Raw genomic sequence first — 20,384 nt, 5'->3', positions numbered from 1 at the left:
GCCCGTCGCGATCTCGGGGGACGGCTCCGGTCGGGACTTGCGTCGGGCCGCGCCGGCCCCGTCGGCGCTCAGCCGCCGCCACGGACGACGTGACCGTACTTCAGGACGCCGACGAACACGCCTCCGCCGACCGCGTTGCCGGCCGTCGCCAGCGCGAGGAACTTCGCGTAGTCCAGCACGGACACCGCCGGCGAGACGAACACGCCGAACAGCACCTCGACGTTGCCCGCGATGGAGTGTGGCAGGTGGAGCAGGCCGATGGAGGCGGTCACCAGCCAGATTATCGCCACCCGGCTGATAGTCTCCTGGGCGGCGGTGATGAGCCACGCCAGCAGCCCCATCAGCCACCCCGCGAGGATGCCCGCCACGAACAGCCACGTCAGGTCGTGGTCGACGAGCTTGTGCGCGATGGTGCCGAACGCCTCGGGCGAGGCGACCCCGAGGTTGGGCATCAGCGTGACGACGAACGCCGTGAACACCAGTCCGCCGAGAATGTTGCTGACGTACACCAGCGCCCAGAGCCTGCCCAGTCCCCGGAGCGACGCCTGTCCGTCGAGCACCGGCATCACCGCGAGGGTGGTGTGCTCGGTGAACAGCTCCGACCGCCCGAGGATGACGAAGATGAACCCCACGGAGTAGGCGCTCGCGATCAACAGCTCGGTCCCCACGTCGCCGAAGCCGCCCTCGCTGAGCGTCAGCAGGACCGCCATCAACAGCGGCCCGAACCCGATGTCCAGCCCGGCCGAGAACCCCGACAGGACCAGCCCCAGTCGCTCGCGCTCGATCTCGTGGACCCCGGTCTCGATGAGGTTGTCGAGGACGTCGGTCGTCGGCGTCCGTTCGCCCGTCAGCGCGCCGGCCGACTCCGAGCCGCCCGCGCCGACCCCGCCGTCGGGATGCGCGTCGGTTTGGCCGTCGGACTCCGGTTCGGCCACGTTACCACCTCCCGAAACCAGCGACTCCGCTCTCTTCGGTCGGGACGGACTTCACGCGCCACCGTACGCCCGAGCGACGGGTATCTCTTGTGGGGGTTACCGAGCCAACTGCTCGCGGGCGAACCGCGCGAGCAGCGGCAGGTCCCCGAGGTGGAGCAGTCGGAGTATCGCGCGCGGGTTCCCGTCGTTGGCCTCGCTCAGCGTGTCGCCGTCGAGTCGACTCAGGTCGGCCATCAGTTCGTCGTAGCGCTCGTTCGACGCCAGGTACAGCAGCCTGGTCATCAACAGTCGGGTCCGCACGCTGGGCGCGACGTCCCTGTGCCAGAGGTCGTCGTACACCGACAGCCGCTCGGCCGAGGTGTCGACCTCCTCGAGCATCAGGCACCGGTCGGCGGTCGCGGCCGCCGCCCGCCCGGACTTCATGCAGGTGTGGATGCCCTCGCCCCAGAGCGGGTCGACGGTCGGCACCGTGTCGCCGACCGCCATGAAGCCGTCCGTGCTCATCTCGCCGGGCAACTGGACGTGGGCCGAACCCCGGTGGACCTCCCCCTCGATGCGCTCGGCGTCGGCGAATCGGGGGTCGGTGTCGAGCCAGTGCTGGAGGTAGTCGTCGATGCCCATCCCGTCGCGGGCGTACTCGCGGTGGGCCTCGTTCTGGAGGTAGCAGAGGCCGACCTTCGCGGTGTCGCCGCCGGTGTGGAATATCCACGAGTAGCCGCCGGGGGCGTACTCGTGGTCGAGCCGGAGCATCATCGCGTCGGTGAGGTCGGCGTAGCCGTCGGCCTCGACGTCGACGCCCTCCATCTCGTACTCGACGCCGATGGCCTGGTTCTCGCGCTCGAGGTCGACCACGTCGAGCGCCTTCGCCAGCGGCGCGGCCGGGCCGGTCGCGTCGACCACGACGTCGGCGTACGCCTCGCGGTCGCCGTCGTACCTGACCCCGACCACCTCGCCGTTCTCGGTGATGGGTTTCGAGACACGCGAGTCGAACCGGTACTCGGCACCCTGCTCGCGGCCGTCCCGGACGAGGTAGCGCTTGAAGTCGGCGAACTCCAGCACCGCGCCGGGCTGGTCGCGGACGAAGTGGCCGTTCGGGGACTCGAGCACCACGTCGTCGGTGTAGTTCATCACCACGTCGTCCGGGATGCCGAACGAGGACAGCATCGACGGGAAGGTACCGGCCGTCGACTTGTTGCTCTGGCGCGGGAACTCCTCTTCGGGTTCGGTCTCGAAGACGACGACGTCGTGGCCCCGTCGCGCGAGGTCGCGGGCACACTGTGCGCCAGCGGGCCCGGCACCGGCGACGACGGCGTCGAAGCGGTCGGTCATGGGCTATCGCCCCCTCGTCGAGGCGAGTGGAGAGCGGCGACGGGCGTCCCCGAGGGACCCCCGAGAGCGTCGTATTCGTCCGCAGTCATCTCTACTGCGAGTAATCACCCACTCCTTAAAAAATGGGCGCAAACGCGCTCAGTCGGGTATTCTGTCGGGGGCGAGCGGGCAAAAGGCGACGAGTGTTAGTCAGCTGTTACTCCCGGCCAGCCCTTCGGGCCGGGTCTCCTCGCCGTCAGTCACGACCTCCCTGTCCGCGTACCCGTCGCGCACGCCCCGGACGGTGTACGAGAACTCGAAGTCGCCCGACCCCTCGATGGACTCGACCACGACGCGGTCGGTCGAGCGCTCGGTGACCGCCAGTCCCGGGACGTCGACCGCGTAGGGCGTGAGCTGGACCACGAGGTCCTCCCGGTCGGACGTGACCAGCCCGAAGTGTTCGGGGAGGTCGATTACGGCCCGCCCGTCGTCGAGTTCGGCCACGCCGGCCGTCTCGGTCCGGGCGCGGTCGCCCTCGACTGCAGTGTAGGCCACTTCCTTCGGCCCGTCGTCGGTGTCGACCGTCTGGACGAAGTTCTTGGTGCCCGAGGCCTGCAGGTCGCCGTTCACCTTCAGGTCGCCGTTCGAATAGACGGCGTACGAGTCCGAGTTCGAGCTGTCGGCGTACGCGTAGAGGCCGTAGGCGGTTTCGTTGTCGGCCTGCGATATCGCCTGCACGCCCGCGGCTCCGGTGTCGGTGGTCGCCGACAGCGCCGAGTTCTTCTCCGAGTGGACGTCCAGCGGAATCCCCGACAGCGTCTCGATGTTGAGACCGGACTGGCCCACCGAGGTCGACCCCCAGGTCTCGCCCATGTGGTCGTGGTCGCTCGACGCCGACGCCGTCCCGGACATGGCGACCGGGAGACCGGCCAGCGCGGCCAGTTGGAGGACGGTACGTCGATTCGAACCGGTGTCAGTCGCGTCGTCGTCCGACATGCACCCCACAATATTCCTTCTGTGGATTTATTATTTTATGTTCTAATCCAATAAATAATATATAGGTCGGCGGCGAACCGGCCTCGGTCGACGGTTCGCGGTCGAACGTCGTCGGCCGACGGCGTTCGGGCGGGACTCGGCGGTCTACGGCGTGGTAACCGAACGACGAACAGTCCCGCGACTGGACGTTATGGCAGCAAAAAGACATTCGGACGACGGACCGCGGCGGTCAGTAGAACTCGCGCACGAGGTCGGTCGCGTCCTCGGGCGCGCCGTCGGGAATCTCGGCCATGTTCGAGTCGAGGCCGTGGAGGTCCGAGTAGGGAACGCTCTCCTCGTTCTGGTAGAGGATGCCCTGATACTCCTTGTCGGCGTCGAGTATCTTCTCCTTGGCCGCGTCGCGGTCGGTCGCGTCGTGGTCTTCGTCGTCGAGGTCGACGATGGCGTCCCGGAAGTAGTCGTAGGTGTCGACGTCGTTGAACGTCACGCACGGGCTGAAGACGTTCACGAAGCCGAAGCCGTCGTGCTCGATGGCCTCCTGGACGATCTCGGCGTGACGCTGGGCGTCCGTCGAGAACGACTGGGCGATGAAGCTCCCGCCCGCCGACAGCGCCAGCGCGAGGGGGTTGACCGGGGGCTGCTTCGGACCCTCGGGCGTCGTCGAGGTCTCGAAGTCCTCCCGAGAGGTCGGCGAGGCCTGGCCCTTGGTCAGCCCGTAGATGCGGTTGTCCATGACGACGTAGGTCATGTCGACGTTCCGCCGGACCGCGTGGACGAAGTGACCCGCGCCGATGGAGTAGCCGTCGCCGTCGCCGCCCGCGACCATCACTTCGAGGTCGGGGTTGGCGAGTTTGACGCCCGTGCCCACGGGGAGCGCCCGTCCGTGGACGCCGTGGAGCGCGTAGCTGTGCATGTAGGTGCCTATCTTGCCCGAACAGCCGATGCCCGCCACGACGAAGGTGTCGTCGGGGTCGTTGCCGGTGTTGGCCAGCGCCTTCATCATGCCGTTCATCGTGCCGAAGTCCCCGCATCCGGGGCACCACGTCGGCTGCTTGTCGGACTTGAAGTCGGTGAATCGAACGTCGGAACTCATGCTGTAACCTCCTCGGCGGCGAGTTTCTCCTGGATGTCGGCCGCCAGTTCGTCGGCCTTGAACCGCACGCCGTTGTACTTGTTCACGCGCTTGAGCCGTTCGAGCGCGTCGTGTTCGAGCAGGTCGGCGAACTGCCCGGTCTCGTTGCACTCGACGACCACGACCTCGTCGGCCGCCTCGATGTCCTCGGTGAGGTCGGGTCGCGGGAAGATGTACGGCACCGAGAGGAATCGCACGTCGACGCCCTCCTCGTCGAGGTAGTCGAGCGCCTCGCGCATCGCGCCCTCGTTCGACCCCCACGAGATGACGAGGTTGTCCGCGTCGGGGTCGCCGAACTCCCGGACGTCGAAGCCCTCGTTCTCGCGGGCGGTCTCGACCTTGCGGTTGCGCTTGTCGACCTGCTCGACCCGGACGTCGGTGTCCTCGGTCCGGCGACCCAGCGAGTTGTGTTCGAGGCCGGTCGACATGTGCGCGGCGTTCGTCGTGCCGGGCAGCGCCCGGGGGCTCACGCCGTCGGCGGTCGGGAAGTGGGGCTGGAACCGGTCTTTCTCGTCGGTCCAGGCCTCGACCTCGTCGTCGTCGACTATCTTGCCCCGGTCGATCTCGACGGCGTCCATGTCGAACTCGTCGGGCTCGAACGTCTGCTCGGTCACCGCCATCGCGAGGTCAGCGAGCAGGAACACCGGAATCTGGTACTTCTCGGCCAGGTTGAACGCTTCGACGGTCTTGTGGAAACACTCCGCGACGTTGGTCGGGGCGACCACGAACCGGGGCACCTCGCCGTGCCCGCCGTAGAGGGTCATGTTGAGGTCGCCCTGTTCTTGCTTGGTCGGCATCCCGGTCGAGGGCCCCGACCGCATCACGTCGGCGATGACCAGCGGCGTCTCGCTGGTCGCGACCAGCCCGAACGTCTCGGTCATCAGGTCGATGCCCGGACCGGAGGTCGCGGTCATCGCCCGGGCTCCCGCGCGGGCCGCGCCCAGCGCCATGTTGATGGCCGACAGCTCGTCCTCGGCCTGGACGACCTCGCCGCCGTACTGCTCGATGCGGCCGGTGAGGTACTCCATCACGTCGGTCGCCGGGGTGATGGGGTAGCCGGCGTAGAACCGACAGCCGGCCGCGATTGCGCCCATGCCGATGGCCTGGTCGCCGTTGAGCAGGACGTAGTCGTTGTCGGTGGTGGCGATGTCGTACTCGAATTCGTGGTCGTACTCCTCGGCCACGAACTCCTGGCCCTTCCGGGCGGCCGTCTTGTTGTTCTCGACGATGGACTCGCCCTTGTCGCCGAACTTCTTCTCCAGGGCCGAGTCGAGGTTCTCGATGGGGAAGTTCGTCACCTCGCAGGCCGCGCCCAGCGCGACGATGTTCTGCATGATGGCACCGCCGGCCTCCTCGGCGAGGCGCTGGAGCGGCACCGACAGCCCGATCATTCCCTCGGGAATCTCGACGTCCTCCATCTCGGTCCGCTCGCCGTCGTAGATGATGACGCTTCCGTCGTGGAGTTCGTCCTCGTTCTCGTGGATGGTGCGCTCGGTCAGCGCCACGAGGATGTCGAGGCGGTCGACCACGCTCTCGACGCGGTCGACCGAACTCCGTATCTTGTACGCCGTGTATCCACCTCGGATTCGGGACGCGAAGTCCTTGGAGGTGAAGACGTGTCGTCCGGCCCGGGAAAGCGCCTGCGCGAATATCTTTCCCGTCGAGTCGATGCCATCGCCGGCCTCGCCGCCGATGGCCCAGTTCAGGTCGTCTGGCATTCCTAGGCGGGAGGTAGCCCGTGCCAAATCAAAAGCCTTCTGAAGCGGCCTTCGCGGCGAGCCGTTCCGGAACCGGAGGTCGGGCGACGAGATGGGCCGGGCGAGTCCGACCGCGCGGTGTCGCAGTCGCAGAGTCTTTGGTCGCTCCGGGCCAACTGACGGGCATGGACGGAACCGAAGTCGCGGTTCGAGCGGTCGAGTCGGTCGGCCCGGACGCGGTCGCGCTCGTGCTGGAGGCCCCGGCGACCTTCGAGGCCCGGCCCGGACAGTTCGTGCAGGTCGGCGCGACGGTCGGGGGCGAGCAGGTCACGCGCCACTACACACTCTCGTCGCCCGATGCAGAGGAGACGTTCGAGGTCACGGTCGAGGTCGACCCCGAGGGGTCGCTCAGTCCCTACCTCGCCGACCTCGAATCGGGCGACACCGTCGCGGTCGCCGGCCCCTTCGGCGACGCCTACTACGAGGGCGAGGACGGCGTCGTCGTGCTCGCGGGCGGACCGGGCGTCGGCCCCGCGGTCGGCATCGGCGAGCGCGCCCTAGACGAGAACGCATCGGCCACGGTCGTCTACGAGGACGACGCGCCCATCCACGAGGAACGGTTGACCGCGCTCGCGGACGCCGGCGCGACGGTCGCGATCACCGACGACGTGAGCGACGAGAACGTGCTGGAGGTCCTCGCGGACGCGCAGGGGCAACTGTTCGTCTACGGGTTCGCGGACTTCCTCGACCGGGCGACCGCGGCGCTCGACGCGGCGGGGGTCGACGCCGGCGACGCCAAGACCGAGAGCTTCGGTCCCGCGCCGGAGTAATCGGCTTCGCGTGCGGCGACCTCGTTCGACAATCTTATCCCAACCGAGTGTCACGTCTGCGCTCGTGGCCCCGGACATCAACGAGCGGGAGGTCGAGCGCCGGCTGGACCGCCTGCTCGCCGAGCACGGCGACGTCCCGGTCGAGGAACAGACGTGGGTAGGGTCGGACGAGGAGTTCGAGGGGTTCGCCGACTCGGCCCGCGACGGCTACCTCGGCGGCGCGTACGCGTGGGTAGTTCGGGAACCGGCGGACGCCCCGCCGCTGACCGAGACGATGCCCGCGGAGGCGAACCCGGACGCGCGACGCGCGCTCATGATACGGAATCGTGCGGACGAGGGGTGGAGTCTTCCCGGCGGGGGGCGCGAGGACGACGAGACCTTCGCGGCGGCCGCCCGTCGGGAGGTCCGCGAGGAGACCGGCGTCGACTGTTCGGTTGGCGAACCGTTCTTGCTCCGGCGGGTCACGGCCGTCCCGGACGAGGGGGTCGGGGACGCGTCGGCCGACGCCGTCCACCTGCTGTACGCCTTCTTCGACGCGACCTACGAGGGTGGCTCCATCGCGATTCAGCCCGGCGAACTCCACGGCGCGGCGTGGTTCGCCGACCCGCCAGAGCGACTGTTGCCCGCGGCCGAGCGCCGGGCCGAGACGTGGACTCCGGACGCCGGGGCCGGGTCCCGCGAGTAGCCCGGCGGACCGCGGTCAGTGTTCCACGAACTCTATCAGCACGCCGCCGGTCGACTTCGGGTGGAGGAAGGCGACGTCGTGGCCCCACGCGCCCGGCCGTGGCTCGTCGTCGATGCGTTCGACGCCGCGGTCGCGGGCGTCGTCGAGCGCCGCCTCGACGTCGTCGGTCGCGAGCGCGACGTGGTGGATGCCCGGCCCGTTTCGGTCGAGGTAGCGCGAGACGGTGCCGTCTTCGATGGGTTCGAGCAACTCGAAGTAGCTGCCGCCGAAGTCGAGGAAGACGACGTTCAGGCCGTCGAACGCCTCCTCGTGGGCCACGGGCGCGCCGAACAGGTCGGCGTACAGGTCCGCGAGGGCGGTCGCGTCCTCGGTCGCAACTCCGACGTGGTCGATGTGCATACGTGAGGGTGTCGGCCGGCGAGTATAATTTCGGCGGTGCGCGCCGGGCGCGCGACGGACGGCACCGCTGCCGCTTCGACAGACTTTATCACGCTTATAACCGTATCTCCCGACGTGAACCCGACCGACCTCCGAGCCGACATGCCGGCGCTCGACGACACGACGTATCTCAACACCGGCGCGTCGGGGCCGAGTCCCACCCGCGTCGTCGACGCCATCGAGTCGTGCGTCGAGCGCCACGAGTACGAGTCGCCCGCCGAGGAGGGGATGTATCCCTGCGCGTTCGACGTGTTCGACGAGACGCGCGCGGTCGTCGCCGACCACCTCGGCGCGGACGAGTCGGCGGTCGCGCTGACCCAGAGCACGACCGACGGCATCAACCGCGTCGCGGCCGCGCTCGACTGGGAGGCGGGCGACACCGTGGTCCGGACCGACCTCGAACACTCGGCGGGCATCCTGCCGTGGAAGCACCTGCGTCGCCGCGGCGTCGAGGTCGAGGTAATCGACAGCGAGGACGGCCGCATCGACCGCGACGCGATGGCCGACGCGGTCCGGGACGCGAAGCTGGTCTGTCTGAGTTCGCTGACGTGGAGTCACGGCACTCGCCTGCCGGTCGAAGCGGTCGTGGAGATGGCCCACGACGCCGGCGCGCTCGTGCTGGTCGACGCCGTGCAGTCGCCGGGCCAGATGCCGGTCGACGTGCGCGAGTGGGGCGCGGACTTCGTGGCGGCGGCGGGCCACAAGTGGCTGCTGGGCCCCTTCGGTGCCGGCTTCGTCCACGTCGCGCCGGGCGCGGAGACCCACCTCGACCCGGCCCACGTCGGCTACCGGAGCGTCGAGGACCCCAACGCCGAGGAGTACGCCTTCCACCCCGGCGCACACCGGCTCGAAGTCGGCACCGTCTCGCCCGCGCCGTACGCCGGCCTCGCCGAAGCCATCCGGACCGTCGAGGACGTGGGCTACGACGCCATTCAGTCGCGCGTCGAGGCGCTGACCGACCGACTCAAGGCGGGCATCGCGGACGCCGAGACCGCCCGCCTGCTGAGCCCCCGCGAGTACGAGTCCGGGCTCGTCACGTTCGCGGTCGAGGACCCCGACCCGGAGGCGTTCGTCGAGGAACTGGCCGAGGACGGCATCCGCATCCGGTCGCTCCCGTTCCCGGAGAACGCGGTCCGCGCGTCGGTCCACGTCTTCAACACCGAAGCCGACGTGGACGAGTTGGTCGCGCGGCTGTAAGGTCGTCCGTTCGGCGCACAGGAAACGGTGGGAATCGAACCTGCGGCCTCGTGTAAAGCGCGGCCGATGCGGTCGTTCCGCCGAAGGCCGTCGGGCGATTCGCGAGCGATGCGGCGTCGAAGCGACCTCGACAGGTCACGTAGTGGGGTGGACACATGTAATCGAACGGGAGTCGGCTCATCTTTGTCATCCCCGGAATATCCGTGGGATAACGAACGGGAGAATAATTTCTGGGAAGTGAGCAGTATAATATGGGTTCGCAGGTGAACGAACTACGCTTCTCGGTCCGGAGCGTCGACCGCTCGACGGTCTAACAGCGCGGGTCCGCGTCGCAGTAGTGCAGCGGGATGATCGTGAACATTTTCTCACCTCCAATTCCATGATTTGAAGGGAGTAAAATAAAGCTTCTCCCGGAGTGCCCGAGCGGGAAAATGTCCGACGATTCGCCGGTCTACACCGCCGCGCCGGGCTGGTACTCGCCGAACGTCTCGCGCAGCACGCCACAGATTTCGCCCACGGTCGCGTAGGCCTTCACGGCGTCGACGATGTACGGCATCACGTTCTCCTCGCCCTCGGCGGCCTCGCGGAGTGCGGCGAGCGCGGCCTCGACTGCCTCGTCGTCGCGGTCGTCTTTCACCGAGTCGAGCCGGTCTATCTGGCGGCGCTCGTCCTCCTCGGTGACCTCCTGGATGTCGACCTCGGGCTCCTCGTCGACCTCGAACTCGTTGACGCCGACGATGACGCGCTCGCCCTCCTCGACCTCGCGCTGGCGCTCGTAGGCGACGTCCTGAATCTGGCGCTGGACCCACTGGTCCTCGATGGCCCGGAGCATCCCGCCCTTCTCGTCGACGGTGTCGAGGATGTCGAACGCTTCGTCCTCGACGTCGTCGGTCAGGCTCTCGACGTAGTAGCTCCCGGCCAGCGGGTCGATGGTGTCGGCCGCGCCCGACTCGTGGGCCAGAATCTGCTGGGTCCGCAGGGCGGTCCGGACGCTCTCCTCGGTCGGCAGCGCCAGCGCCTCGTCTTTCCCGTTGGTGTGGAGGCTCTGGGTGCCGCCCAGCACCGCCGCGAGCGCCTGGTACGCCACGCGGACGATGTTGTTGTCGACCTGCTGGGCGGTCAGGGTCGACCCGGCGGTCTGGGTGTGGAACTTGAGCTGCTTGGACTTGGGATTCTCGGCGTCGAACCGCTCGTCCATGATCGTCGCCCACATCCGGCGGGCCGCGCGGAACTTCGCGACCTCTTCGAGGATGTTGTTGTGCGCGTTGAAGAAAAACGAGAGCTGGGGCGCGAACTCGTCGACGTCCAGTCCCGCGTCGGTCGCGGCCTCGACGTACTCGATGCCGTTGCCGAGGGTGAAGGCGAGTTCCTGGGCCGCGGTCGCGCCGGCCTCCCGGACGTGGTAGCCCGAGATGGAGATGGTGTTGAACTTCGGGGTCTGGTCGGCGCAGAACTCGAAGATGTCGGTGATGATGCGCATCGAGGGCTCGGGCGGGTAGATGTAGGTGTTGCGCGCGACGTACTCCTTCAGGAGGTCGTTCTGGATGGTGCCCCGCAACTCCTCGCGGTCGACGCCCTGCTTGTCGCCCACCGCGATGTACATCGCCAGCAGCACCGACGCGGGCGCGTTGATGGTCATCGACGTGCTCACCTCGTCGAGCGGAATCCCGTCGAAGACGGTCTCCATGTCGGCCAGCGAGTCGATGGCGACCCCGGACTTGCCGACCTCGCCGGCCGCCATGTCGGCGTCCGAGTCGTAGCCCATCTGGGTCGGCAGGTCGAACGCCATCGAGAGGCCCGACGAGCCGTTGTCGATGAGGTAGTGGAACCGCTCGTTGGTCTCCTCGGGCGTGCCGAACCCGGCGTACTGGCGCATGGTCCAGAGCCGCCCGCGATGCATCGTGGAGTACGGCCCTCGGGTGTACGGCTCCTCGCCGGGAAAGCCGAGGTCCTCGTCGTAGTCGAGGTCGGCGACGTCCTCGGGCGTGTACAGCCGGTCGACCGTCTGGCCGCCCGTGTCGGTCCGGAACTCCTCCTTGCGCTCGCCGAACCGCTCGACCGTGGGGCCGACCGTCTCTTCGTCCCACTCCTCGCGGGCCGAACGTATCTCGTCGAGGTCGTCGGCGTCGAACATTATCGGAGGCGAGGAGCGCGCGACTCTTAACGATTGGCGAATCCCGTCCAGGCGGGCAGTACCAGACGACTCGCGGCCCGGGTCCTCGGGTGGCCGGTAGCCCCGAACCGCTCCCGACCGGGCCGCCGTCCGGCGGCTCCCCCGTTCGCTATAGCACTCTATATCCGTCCATAAATCTCAGACTACGGCTGTTAAAGTCGGTGGTACCATGGCGTATTGCTCAATCCGGACCTATTAAGACACGAAAGCAAATACGTCCCTACATGCCCAACAGGGCTGCTGATTCGGCGGGGTCGCGTCGCGAATTTCTGACTGCAACTGGCACCGTAGCCACCGCGCTCGTCGCGGGCTGTACCGGCGGCCAGGACGACGACGGCGAAACCGACACTACCGAGGCCGGCGAGACCGAGACCGGCGAGACCGAAGCCAGCGAAACCGAAACCGAGGGAACCGACGAGGGGGGCGACGCGTCCGGGACGCTGTCGCTGTCGATTCCCGAAGCGTCGAACTTCGACCCGGTCCAGATCAAGGGCGACGGCTCACAGGTCGTCTCCAACCACCTGTTCGACCGGCTGTTCACGCTTCCGGACGACGGGCTCGACCCGCAGGGGAATCTGGTCGACAGCTACGAGGTCTCCGACGACGGGCTGACCTACACGCTCGAACTGAAGCAGGGCGTGACGTTCCACGACGGGTCCGAGCTCACCGCCGGCGACGTCGTCTACTCGTGGGAGCGGCTGGCCGCCTCGGAGAACAGCCAGGAGGGCGGTTCCATCCTCGACGAGCCGTTCGTCGTCGCCCACGAGACCACCACCGAGACGGTCGACGGCGAGGACCAGGAGGTGTACGAGCCCGGTACGCTCGGCGTCGAGGCGGTCGACGACTACACGCTCGAAGTGACGCTCGAACAGCCCTTCTTCGACGCGCTGTTCTGGTTCGCCTACGGGTCGCTGTCGCCCATCCCGGAAGGAATCGTCGGCGACGTCGAGGAGTACGACGGCGAGATGGAGTACACCACGTTCGCGGCCGAACGGCCGGTCGGCACCGGCTCCTACGAGATCGACAACGTCAACACGGGGTCGAGCGTCCGGCTGACCGCGTTCGACGAGTACCACGGCGACGAGCCGGGCCCCGACGCCATCGACATGCAGGTCGTCGAGAACTCCGACACGCTCTACCAGCGCGCGATAAATCGGAACGTCGACCTGTTCACCCTGCCGAACTCCCGGTTCGACCCGAACAAGGTCACCATCGAGGAGGAGGGGTCGCTGGGCCAGAAGGCCGGCACCTACGGCGAACTCTCGAACGGCGAGACGGTCAACTACTCGACGTGGGACGACGCCTACATCGCCTACTTCATCCTCAACTGCCAGCGCGTCGACCGCCCCGTCCGGCGCGCGATGGCCTACGCCATCAACCAGCAGAACTTCGTCGAGCAGGCGTTCAAGGGCGTGGGCGAGCCCGCGTACCACTACACGCCGCCGTCGGTGTACCCCGGCGGACAGGAGGCCTACGACGCCCACGCCGAGGAGAACTACCCGTACGGGTACAACGAGGCGCGCGTCGACGAGGCCCGGTCGGTGATGGAGGAGGCGGGCTACGACGACTCGAACCCCGCCTCGGTCACGCTGACCGTGTACAACGACCGCAACCCCGACGCCTACTCCCAGATAGCCGAGCTCCTGCGGACGAAGTTCGCGTCGGTCCACATCGAGCTCTCGGTCGAGAGCGCTCCGTTCGGGACGATAATCGACCAGGCCATCAACGGCAGCCTCGACATGTTCAGCCTCGGGAACGGGCTGGAGTACCCCGCGCCGGCGGACGTGCTCCAGTACGCCTACCCCAGTTCGGGCAACTTCAGCCAGTGGGAGGGCACCGAGGCGGCCCAGCGCGCGCTCGACGCGTGGAACCGCATCCAGGACAACCTCGGCCCCTCCGAGGAGGCCCAGCAGGCCCGCAACGAGGCGTACGTCGAGATGGAGGAGGCCGCCTGGGAGGACGTCCCCGTCCTGCTGAACTACCACCCGCGCGGCCAGCGCTACTGGTACGACGACGTCGACGTCCCGGTCAAGCCCTCGGGGTTCCACACCCTGAAGTACGACGACGTGTCGCTGTGACCGGCGACGGCGTCTCGCTCGACGCGCTCGCCGACCCGGAGCGGCCCGGTCGGGTATCGACCGCCCGACAGCTCGAGCCGAAGACAGGATACGTTAAGTGCCACCGCACTCCGCATCGACCTGAGGGACACGCGCCGTGAACCGCATCCGATACCTGCTTCGACGGCTGGTGCTCTCGATTCCGGTCGTGTGGCTCGGGACGACCGCGACGTTCCTGATAATCCGGCTCGGCCCGCTCAACCCGGCCGCTGCCATCGTCGGCCCGACCAACGACCCGCAGGCCCGCCAGCAGCTCGAACGCATCGAGGCCCAGCTCGGACTGACCGACCCCATCCACGAGCAGTACCTCGATTACATGGTCGACCTGCTCACGCTCGACCTCGGCCAGTCGTGGGTGGTCCACCAGGGACAGGAGACGACCGCGCTGCTGGCGGCCTACGGCCCGAGGACGGTGTGGCTCGGGCTGTGGGCCGTCCTGATTCCGCTGTTCGTGGGCGTCCCGCTCGGGATGTACGCCGGCCTCCACCCCAACACGAACCGCGACTACGCCGCGTCGATGGCGGGCATCGTCTGGCGGGCGATGCCCAACTTCTGGCTCGCGGTCATCCTGCTCGCGCTGCTCTCGCGGACCGAGGCGGTGTTCTTCGGCTCGGGGTGGGAGGGCTTTCTGGTCGACACCGAACTCGTCGGTCCGCCCGACCTCTCGCGGCTCGGCACCGTCGACGGCTTTCTGGCGGCCACCAAGAAGATACTCCCGCCCGCGCTGGTGCTGGGGTCGGCGTCGATGGGCAACGAACTCCGGCTGTCCCGAACCGCGGTCCTCGAAACGATTCACGACGACTACGTCGACACGATGCGGGCCATCGGCGTCTCGAAGAGCCGGGTCGTCTGGAAGCACGTCCTCCGCAACGCCATGATTCCGCTGATTCCCATCGTCACCAGCGAGGCGTACCTGCTGGTCGGCGGGTCGGTGCTCGTGGAGGTCGTGTTCGGCATCAACGGTATCGGGACGCTGTTCTACGACGCGCTCACGCAGGGCGACCTCCCGCTGGCGGGGTCGCTGATGTACGTGTTCATCCTGCTGACCGTCTCCATCAACATCGCACAGGACGTGTTGTACACCGTGATAGACCCGCGCGTCGGCTACGAGGGGGAGCGATGACGAACGACGACCGCGCGGGGGGCGCTCGCCCCGACGGCGGGACCGTCGACCCGGCCGAGTACGCCCGCGAGGCGGGGTTCGCCGCCCGAGTCCGGGCCAACCCCGAGCCCGCGCTCCGGTGGCTAGCCGTCGCGGCCGCGCTGGCCGTCGTCGAGGTGGGCGCGCTGTGTAGCCTCCTCGGGACCGCGCTCCCGGTCGACGTGGGGCTCGCGGCGCTCGGCGACGCCCTGCCGACCCTGCTGAGCCGGGAGACGATACCCAATCAGGGAATCCACGTTCCCGGCGAGGGCTGGCAGGGGACCTTCCTCGGGCTCTCGCCCGCCGCCGCGTGGGGGCTTCGCGTCGCGTTGATTTACGCCTACGCGACGGCGTGGGTCTGGGTGCTGTGGCGCGGCGTCCGGACGTACCGACGCGAGTACCGAATCGCCGACTGGACGCCCAGAGACGACGTGTTCCGTCGGTTCGGCCGCCACCGGTGGGGGCAGTTCGGGCTGGTCGTGGTGCTGGCGTTCGTCGTGATGGCGGTGTTCGCGCCCGCGCTGGGGCCGACGACGATGGAGCGCAACTCCTACGACCCGTACAGCTACACCATCGAGACCTACGACGACGACCTCGGAGAAGTGCAGGAGCTCACGGTCGGCGACGCCAACCTCGCGTCGGTCTCGCAGGGCACCACGGACCGGAACGTCGGCTTCGCCGAGTACGACGAGTTCGGCCGGTTCCACCCGTTCGGGACGCTCCCCTCGGGACAGGACCTGTTCACGTTCGTCGCGGCCGGCGCGCGGGTGTCGCTGTTCATCAGCCTGCTCGCCATCGGCCTCAGCGCGGTCGTCTCGGCGACGCTGGCGGTGGCCAGCGCCTACTACGGCGGGCTCGTCGACCTCGCGGTCGTCCTGCTGAGCGACGCGACCCAGGCGCTCCCGCAGTTGCTCGTCGTCATGTTGCTGTCGGTGGTGCTCTCGGAGACGTGGCTGGCGAGCCTCTACAGCGGCGGGGTCCTGCTCGCGCTCATCTTCGCGCTGACCGGGTGGCCCTCGCTGTGGCGGGCGGTCCGGGGCCCCGCGCTACAGGTCGCCGAGCGGGGCTGGGTCGACGCCGCCGACAGCATCGGGCTGGCGTCGTCGGTCACGATGCGACGCCACATGCTCCCGTACATCCTCGGCTACCTGCTCGTGTACGTCTCGATGAGCCTCGGCGGCATCATCATCGGCATCGCGGGGCTGTCGTTCCTCGGGCTGGGCGTGACCTCGCCGACCCCCGAGTGGGGCCGCATCGTCGACATCGGCCAGCCGTACCTCGCCACGGTGTCGTGGCACATCGCGTTCGTCCCCGGCGTGCTGGTCGTGATCGTCGTCACCGGCTTCAACGCGCTGGGCGACGGCATCCGGGACGCCATCGACCCCGAGTCCGAGGGCGGCGAAGGAGAAGCGGCGACCGCGGCCAGCGGCGCAGGAGGGTAAGCACGTGACCGAAGACCCACTCACGACGGCGTGGAATCGATTTCGAGACGCACTGGACGAGCGCGAGCGCGCTTACGAGCGCGAGGGCTACGACGTGACGACCGCGACGGCCGACCACGGCTCGGCGACCCGACGCGGGGCGACCGGTCGGCTCGCGTTCACGGTGCCCGACGACCGGGCGACCGCGCTCGAATCGGCCGCCGACGGCGGGTCGTTCCCGCGAACCCGAATCGAGTACGTCGACGTCGACGGCCATCGGCTCCTCTCGCTGGCGTCGCTCGACCCCGAAACCGAGACGGCGCTGCTCGTGGCCGGCGGCGTCGAGCGCGACGCGCTCGCATCGTTCGCAACTGACGAGGTCGACGCGGTCGAGACCGTGGTCCGGCGCATCGACGGCACGCACGCCGTGGTCCTGCGACACGACGACCCCGACCCGTTCGTCGACGGGCTGGACGACGCGACGTGAGCGCGGCCGGGACCGCTCGTCGGGCCCCCCTCAGCTTCCGGTGTCGTACTTGTAGGTCGCGCTCTCGGAGTCGATGCCGAAGTCCTCGGCCGGTTCGGCGGACTCGCCGGCGTCGGACGACTCCTCGCGGGGCCGAGCGCGCTTGAACCGCTCGCGGAGCCGCTCGGGCATCGAGAACGCCTCGACGTCGAGTACCATGCCGACCGCGTCGGGCTCGATGTTCCCGCGCTTGGCGTCGAGGCGCTCGCGGAGCTTCTCGGGGAGGTCGGCGCTCTCGACGCCGCGAAAACCCAACTGCGCGAGGTAATCGGTCGAGCCGGTCAGCGAGTACACCCGGTCGAACCCCTCGTCGCGGGCGTGTTCGACCAGTCGCTCGACGACGTGCGCGCCCACGCCCTGCCGTCGCCACGACTCCAGCACCCCGATGCTGGTGAGTTCGCACAGCTCGCCGTCGTCGGTCTTGTGGATGCGGATGCGACCGAAGCCGGCCTTCTCGTTCGAGGCTTCGTCGACCGCGACGACGTAGTCGCGGGAGCGGAACGCGGTCGCGTCGAGGCTCATGGCCTCGATGTGGTCCAGCAACCAGACCTCTTCCCTGTTTTTCGCGTCCCGGACGTACATGAGCGAGGGTTGGTCGCCGTCGGGTAAAAAGGTGTGGCGCGGCCCGCGACGAGATGACAACGTTTGTGTCCGCGTCCCCGGAAGGGAGGGTCGATGACCGCCTTCTTCGACCGACTGGCCGACCGCATCGGGACCGTCGAAAGCGTCGTGTCCGTCGGGCTGGACCCCGACCCGGAGCGGCTCCCCGACGCGGTGGCGGACGCCGACCTCCCCCGATGGGAGTTCAATCGCCGGATTATCGACGCCACGGCCGACCACGCCGCCGCGTTCAAGCCCAACGCCGCGTTCTACGAGGACCCCGACGGTTGGGCCGCCCTACAGAAGACGGCCGAATACGCCCGCGAGAAGGGCGTTCCCGTCCTGCTGGACGCCAAGCGCGCCGACATCGGCAACACCTCCCGGCAGTACGCCCGGGTGCTGGATTCGGTCGACGCCATCACGCTGAATCCCTTCCTCGGCCGGGACGCGCTCGCGCCGTTCCTCGACCGCGCGGACGCGGGTTGCTTTCTGCTCTGTCGCACCTCCAATCCCGGCGGCGCGGACGTGCAGGGGCTCGAACTCGCCGACGGCGACCTCGTGTACGAGCGCGTGGCCGACCTCGCCAGCGAGTGGAACGACGGGGGCCACGGCAACGTGGGCCTCGTCGTGGGCGCGACGACCCCCGACGAACTCCGAGCGGTCCGCGAGCGCGTGCCCGACCTGCCGTTTCTCGTGCCGGGAGTCGGCGCGCAGGGCGGCGACGTCGAGGCCGCCGCGACCTGCGCTACCGCCGCGAACGGCGCTGGACTGGTCAACTCCACGCGTGGCATCATCTTCGCGGGCGAGGAGTCCGACCGCGCCTTCGACGAGGCCGCCGCCGAGGCCGCTCGCGACCTGAAGGCGCGGCTGAACCAGTACCGATGACCTCCCGGCCGCGATAGGGTTCCGCGCCGTCACGCCGAGCGCGCGCCCGTCAGCCGTGAAGCCGGCGACCCGAAAGTCGCGTGAGCGCACCGACCGCCCCCACCGAGAGCCCGGTGAGGACGACCGCGAGACCCGCGGTTATCACCTCAGGACCGACGGGGAGGCCGCCCACCCCGCGAGCCCCCACGAAGAGCAGGCCGATTCCGGCGAAGTACGCGATGGTCGGGGCGCGCGGATTGTCGAAGGAGAGCGTCGTCACGAACACCAGCGACGTGGTGCCGACGACGAAGACGGCCGCCGCCACGACCGACCAGACCGCGAACCACCCCGGCACGTCCTCCGCGATAACTGTGACGGCGACGAGGGTTCCGGCGGTGCAGGCGAACGCGGGCACCGCGACCCCGACCGCCTCGGCGAGAAATACTTTCCACGGTGCCACCGGGAGCGCGAAATACCGGTCGTACACGTCGTTCTCGCGTTTGACCACGGCCGAGAAGCCGCCGAAGAGGTACGCGAAGGTCCACCCGAACGCGAACGCCGACAGGAGGCCGAGTCCGGCCAGCAGAGTCGGTCGGTCGCCGAAGGCCGCCACGATTTCGACGAGGGGGCTGACCGCGACCACGTAGCCCGCCAGCACGACCGCCACGCCCGCCGAGAACGGGCGGAGGTTCCGGAGTTCGAGCGCGACGAGTTCGCGCGCGTTCACGTCCGACCCCCCGTCGCGTCGAAGTACAGCGCCTCCAGGTCGCGCTCGGAGTCACCGACGGCGGTCTCGGTGACGGTCGCCCCACCGTCGATGATGCTCACCCGGTCACACAGCGTCGAGACCTTCCCCAGGTCGTGGGAGCTGAAGAGTATCGTTCGACCCGTCTCCCGGAGACGCGAGAGGACCTCCACGACAGTTTGCTGTGCGTCGGGGTCGAGTCCGTTCGTCGGTTCGTCCAACACCAACACCTCCGGGTCGTGAACGATGGCGTTCGCGATGCTGGCTTTCCGTTGCATCCCGTTCGAGAGGTCACCGAAGGGTGTGTCTCGCTCGTCCGGGCTGAGCGTGACTGTCCGAAGCGCTTCGTCGATCCGGTCGGGCGAGACCTCGTACACGGCGCACGTGTGGCGGAGGTTGTCGCCGACGGTCCAGCGCGGGTTGAGCGTCTCGTGTTCGAAGACCACGCCGACGGCTGCTCGCACGGTGGGGTCTCTCGCCGGTCGGCGTCCGAGGAGTCGGACGCGCCCGGAGACCGGACGGAGTGCGCCGACCAGTGTCTTTAGCGTCGTCGTCTTTCCGGCACCGTTCGGACCGAGGAGTCCACACACTTCACCCCGTCGCGAGCGCACGGTGACGCCCGTCAAGACCTCGACGCCGTCGAACTGCTGGTGTAGGTCCGTTACCTCGACCGCGTACTCGAACTCCGGTTCCCCGGTGTCAGTGAGTGTTGCTAGCATGGGTGCTGTGTCGTCGTGGGTTCGGACGTTGCTAGTCGGGAAGCTCGAATACGTCCTCGACGCGAGCATCGAACGCTCGGGCGATTCGCCAGGCCAACTCCAGTGAGGGGTTGTACTCGCCCTTCTCGACGTAGAGAATCGTCTGCCGGGTGACGCCGACCTCGTCCGCCAGGTCGGCCTGCGTCAAGTCGCGCTCCTCACGGAGTCGTCGGATTTCGGTCTCGAACTCCATGCTCAGGTCTCCAGCCGTCGCCGTCGGAGCCAGTTCCGGACGCCGTGTACGACTCCCGAGGCGGTCAGCGCCACGGTCACCCACAGGAGGACGGTTCGTGCCTGCGTGTAGAGGGACGCCCCGGGACCGCTCAGTCCACCCCGAACGGTCGCAACCGACCCGAGGAGGTAGCCGACGAACGCGACCACGAATACGAGGACGACCGCCCTGCTGGTGGCCGTGCGTGTCAGTCGCCGGGTCCGTTCGTCGCGCCGTCCGTGGCCCAACCGGTCCGCGAGCCACGTGCTCGCGGACGGGAAGCCGACGAGCAGGACAGCACCGCTCCCGACCAGCACCGTCGATTCGGCCGCGATTCCGGCCGCCAGCGTGGCCACCACGGTAGCCATGTACGCGATACGTCCGAGCCGATAGCGGGTCTGTGGTCGCATGGATGTTAGGTCTGTTTAACGCCGTGATGTTAGGTTTGTTTAACACTAACTTAGTTCCTGTGGTCCGGCGGGCCGTAGTGGTCGGAAAGGCGGCTACGGTCGGGATGGGGATTTCTGACCCAACACGCTGCGTCGGACCGAACGCTGAGCGTCCGGCCCGGCGGGCGGTCAGCACCGCGACATCCGAGACCCTCATCCCG

20 protein-coding genes are annotated in these 20,384 nt (G+C 68.4%); 8 read left to right on the top strand and 12 right to left on the bottom strand.

What is annotated here, in order from left to right; genetic code table 11:
* Window positions 1–68: 68 nt before the first annotated feature.
* The 5 genes from EPL03_RS03665 to EPL03_RS03645 form a co-directional block, all read right to left on the bottom strand.
* Window positions 69–851 (bottom strand): formate/nitrite transporter family protein, encoded by a 783-nt coding sequence (locus EPL03_RS03665; RefSeq protein ID WP_368277066.1) that lies wholly within the window; start codon window positions 849–851, stop codon window positions 69–71.
* 180 nt (window positions 852–1,031) lie between these two features.
* Complete coding sequence (locus tag EPL03_RS03660; protein WP_135827974.1) at window positions 1,032–2,264, bottom strand: digeranylgeranylglycerophospholipid reductase; 1,233 nt, start codon at window positions 2,262–2,264, stop codon at window positions 1,032–1,034.
* Between the two features lie 189 nt (window positions 2,265–2,453).
* Complete coding sequence (locus EPL03_RS03655; protein ID WP_135827973.1) at window positions 2,454–3,239, bottom strand: hypothetical protein; 786 nt, start codon at window positions 3,237–3,239, stop codon at window positions 2,454–2,456.
* Window positions 3,240–3,468: 229 nt separating this feature from the next.
* Window positions 3,469–4,332: a 2-oxoacid:ferredoxin oxidoreductase subunit beta gene (locus EPL03_RS03650; RefSeq protein ID WP_135827972.1), complete on the bottom strand. Its 864-nt coding sequence runs from the start codon at window positions 4,330–4,332 to the stop codon at window positions 3,469–3,471.
* Window positions 4,329–6,089 (bottom strand): 2-oxoacid:acceptor oxidoreductase subunit alpha, encoded by a 1,761-nt coding sequence (locus tag EPL03_RS03645; protein WP_135827971.1) that lies wholly within the window; start codon window positions 6,087–6,089, stop codon window positions 4,329–4,331. Before EPL03_RS03645 ends, EPL03_RS03650 begins: the two co-directional genes overlap by 4 nt.
* A gap of 164 nt (window positions 6,090–6,253) precedes the next feature.
* On the opposite strand from EPL03_RS03645, the gene EPL03_RS03640 reads away from it, so the two are divergent.
* Together EPL03_RS03640 and EPL03_RS03635 are read left to right on the top strand one after the other, a co-directional pair.
* Window positions 6,254–6,898, top strand: a complete 645-nt coding sequence (locus tag EPL03_RS03640) for a ferredoxin--NADP reductase (RefSeq protein ID WP_135827970.1) — start codon at window positions 6,254–6,256, stop codon at window positions 6,896–6,898.
* A gap of 64 nt (window positions 6,899–6,962) precedes the next feature.
* Entirely contained in the window at window positions 6,963–7,583 is a 621-nt protein-coding gene (locus tag EPL03_RS03635; RefSeq protein WP_135827969.1) for an NUDIX hydrolase, read from the top strand.
* 15 nt (window positions 7,584–7,598) lie between these two features.
* Here EPL03_RS03635 and mce read toward each other — a convergent pair whose 3' ends face one another.
* The gene (gene mce / locus EPL03_RS03630) at window positions 7,599–7,982 is read right to left on the bottom strand and encodes a methylmalonyl-CoA epimerase (protein WP_135827968.1); all 384 of its coding nucleotides are present in this window, start codon (window positions 7,980–7,982) and stop codon (window positions 7,599–7,601) included.
* A gap of 114 nt (window positions 7,983–8,096) precedes the next feature.
* Here mce and EPL03_RS03625 point away from each other — a divergent pair, with 114 nt between their 5' ends.
* Complete coding sequence (locus tag EPL03_RS03625; RefSeq protein ID WP_135827967.1) at window positions 8,097–9,218, top strand: aminotransferase class V-fold PLP-dependent enzyme; 1,122 nt, start codon at window positions 8,097–8,099, stop codon at window positions 9,216–9,218.
* A gap of 451 nt (window positions 9,219–9,669) precedes the next feature.
* Here the strand turns inward: EPL03_RS03625 and EPL03_RS03620 are convergent, their stop codons facing one another.
* Complete coding sequence (locus EPL03_RS03620; RefSeq protein WP_135827966.1) at window positions 9,670–11,352, bottom strand: acyl-CoA mutase large subunit family protein; 1,683 nt, start codon at window positions 11,350–11,352, stop codon at window positions 9,670–9,672.
* Between the two features lie 263 nt (window positions 11,353–11,615).
* Between EPL03_RS03620 and EPL03_RS03615 the strand changes: the two genes are divergently transcribed.
* The 4 genes from EPL03_RS03615 (at window position 11,616) to EPL03_RS03600 (ending at window position 16,557) form a co-directional block, all read left to right on the top strand.
* Window positions 11,616–13,469, top strand: a complete 1,854-nt coding sequence (locus tag EPL03_RS03615; RefSeq protein ID WP_135827965.1) for an ABC transporter substrate-binding protein — start codon at window positions 11,616–11,618, stop codon at window positions 13,467–13,469.
* 136 nt (window positions 13,470–13,605) lie between these two features.
* Window positions 13,606–14,631, top strand: a complete 1,026-nt coding sequence (locus EPL03_RS03610; protein ID WP_135827964.1) for an ABC transporter permease — start codon at window positions 13,606–13,608, stop codon at window positions 14,629–14,631.
* The gene (locus tag EPL03_RS03605; protein WP_135827963.1) at window positions 14,628–16,091 is read left to right on the top strand and encodes an ABC transporter permease; all 1,464 of its coding nucleotides are present in this window, start codon (window positions 14,628–14,630) and stop codon (window positions 16,089–16,091) included. The genes EPL03_RS03610 and EPL03_RS03605 overlap by 4 nt, the downstream gene beginning before the upstream one ends.
* Before the next feature lie 4 nt (window positions 16,092–16,095).
* Window positions 16,096–16,557: a DUF7529 family protein gene (locus tag EPL03_RS03600; RefSeq protein ID WP_135827962.1), complete on the top strand. Its 462-nt coding sequence runs from the start codon at window positions 16,096–16,098 to the stop codon at window positions 16,555–16,557.
* Window positions 16,558–16,587: 30 nt separating this feature from the next.
* On the opposite strand, the gene EPL03_RS03595 is transcribed toward EPL03_RS03600, so the two are convergent.
* A complete protein-coding gene (locus EPL03_RS03595; protein ID WP_135827961.1) occupies window positions 16,588–17,178 on the bottom strand; it encodes a GNAT family N-acetyltransferase in 591 nt (196 codons plus the stop codon).
* 93 nt (window positions 17,179–17,271) lie between these two features.
* On the opposite strand from EPL03_RS03595, the gene pyrF reads away from it, so the two are divergent.
* Complete coding sequence (pyrF, locus tag EPL03_RS03590; RefSeq protein ID WP_135827960.1) at window positions 17,272–18,081, top strand: orotidine-5'-phosphate decarboxylase; 810 nt, start codon at window positions 17,272–17,274, stop codon at window positions 18,079–18,081.
* Window positions 18,082–18,130: 49 nt separating this feature from the next.
* Here the strand turns inward: pyrF and EPL03_RS03585 are convergent, their stop codons facing one another.
* From EPL03_RS03585 to EPL03_RS03570, 4 genes are read right to left on the bottom strand one after another with little or no spacing between them, the layout of a single operon-like run.
* A complete protein-coding gene (locus EPL03_RS03585) occupies window positions 18,131–18,787 on the bottom strand; it encodes a hypothetical protein (RefSeq protein ID WP_135827959.1) in 657 nt (218 codons plus the stop codon).
* Window positions 18,784–19,524 carry an ABC transporter ATP-binding protein gene (locus EPL03_RS03580; RefSeq protein WP_168216173.1) on the bottom strand — a complete coding sequence of 247 codons (741 nt, stop codon included), beginning with the start codon at window positions 19,522–19,524 and terminating at the stop codon, window positions 18,784–18,786. Before EPL03_RS03580 ends, EPL03_RS03585 begins: the two co-directional genes overlap by 4 nt.
* A gap of 31 nt (window positions 19,525–19,555) precedes the next feature.
* Window positions 19,556–19,756, bottom strand: a complete 201-nt coding sequence (locus EPL03_RS03575; protein ID WP_135827957.1) for a helix-turn-helix transcriptional regulator — start codon at window positions 19,754–19,756, stop codon at window positions 19,556–19,558.
* A 2-nt stretch (window positions 19,757–19,758) separates the two neighbouring features.
* Window positions 19,759–20,142 carry a hypothetical protein gene (locus EPL03_RS03570; RefSeq protein ID WP_135827956.1) on the bottom strand — a complete coding sequence of 128 codons (384 nt, stop codon included), beginning with the start codon at window positions 20,140–20,142 and terminating at the stop codon, window positions 19,759–19,761.
* Between the last annotated feature and the right edge of the window lie 242 nt (window positions 20,143–20,384).

The sequence above is a fragment of the Halorussus halobius genome, assembly GCF_004765805.1.
GTDB classification, from domain to species: Archaea; Halobacteriota; Halobacteria; order Halobacteriales; family Haladaptataceae; genus Halorussus; species Halorussus halobius.
This window is presented reverse-complemented; position numbering and strand designations above follow the sequence as displayed.

Coding starts and splice junctions, on each gene's coding strand:
- EPL03_RS03575 (WP_135827957.1), bottom strand. CDS start 19,756: ATGGAGTTCGAGACCGAAATCCGACGACTCCGTGAGGAGCGCGACTTG.
- EPL03_RS03660 (WP_135827974.1), bottom strand. CDS start 2,264: ATGACCGACCGCTTCGACGCCGTCGTCGCCGGTGCCGGGCCCGCTGGC.
- EPL03_RS03640 (WP_135827970.1), top strand. CDS start 6,254: ATGGACGGAACCGAAGTCGCGGTTCGAGCGGTCGAGTCGGTCGGCCCG.
- EPL03_RS03615 (WP_135827965.1), top strand. CDS start 11,616: ATGCCCAACAGGGCTGCTGATTCGGCGGGGTCGCGTCGCGAATTTCTG.
- EPL03_RS03580 (WP_168216173.1), bottom strand. CDS start 19,524: ATGCTAGCAACACTCACTGACACCGGGGAACCGGAGTTCGAGTACGCG.
- EPL03_RS03595 (WP_135827961.1), bottom strand. CDS start 17,178: ATGTACGTCCGGGACGCGAAAAACAGGGAAGAGGTCTGGTTGCTGGAC.
- mce (WP_135827968.1), bottom strand. CDS start 7,982: ATGCACATCGACCACGTCGGAGTTGCGACCGAGGACGCGACCGCCCTC.
- EPL03_RS03620 (WP_135827966.1), bottom strand. CDS start 11,352: ATGTTCGACGCCGACGACCTCGACGAGATACGTTCGGCCCGCGAGGAG.
- EPL03_RS03605 (WP_135827963.1), top strand. CDS start 14,628: ATGACGAACGACGACCGCGCGGGGGGCGCTCGCCCCGACGGCGGGACC.
- EPL03_RS03650 (WP_135827972.1), bottom strand. CDS start 4,332: ATGAGTTCCGACGTTCGATTCACCGACTTCAAGTCCGACAAGCAGCCG.
- EPL03_RS03570 (WP_135827956.1), bottom strand. CDS start 20,142: ATGGCTACCGTGGTGGCCACGCTGGCGGCCGGAATCGCGGCCGAATCG.
- pyrF (WP_135827960.1), top strand. CDS start 17,272: ATGACCGCCTTCTTCGACCGACTGGCCGACCGCATCGGGACCGTCGAA.
- EPL03_RS03645 (WP_135827971.1), bottom strand. CDS start 6,089: ATGCCAGACGACCTGAACTGGGCCATCGGCGGCGAGGCCGGCGATGGC.
- EPL03_RS03655 (WP_135827973.1), bottom strand. CDS start 3,239: ATGTCGGACGACGACGCGACTGACACCGGTTCGAATCGACGTACCGTC.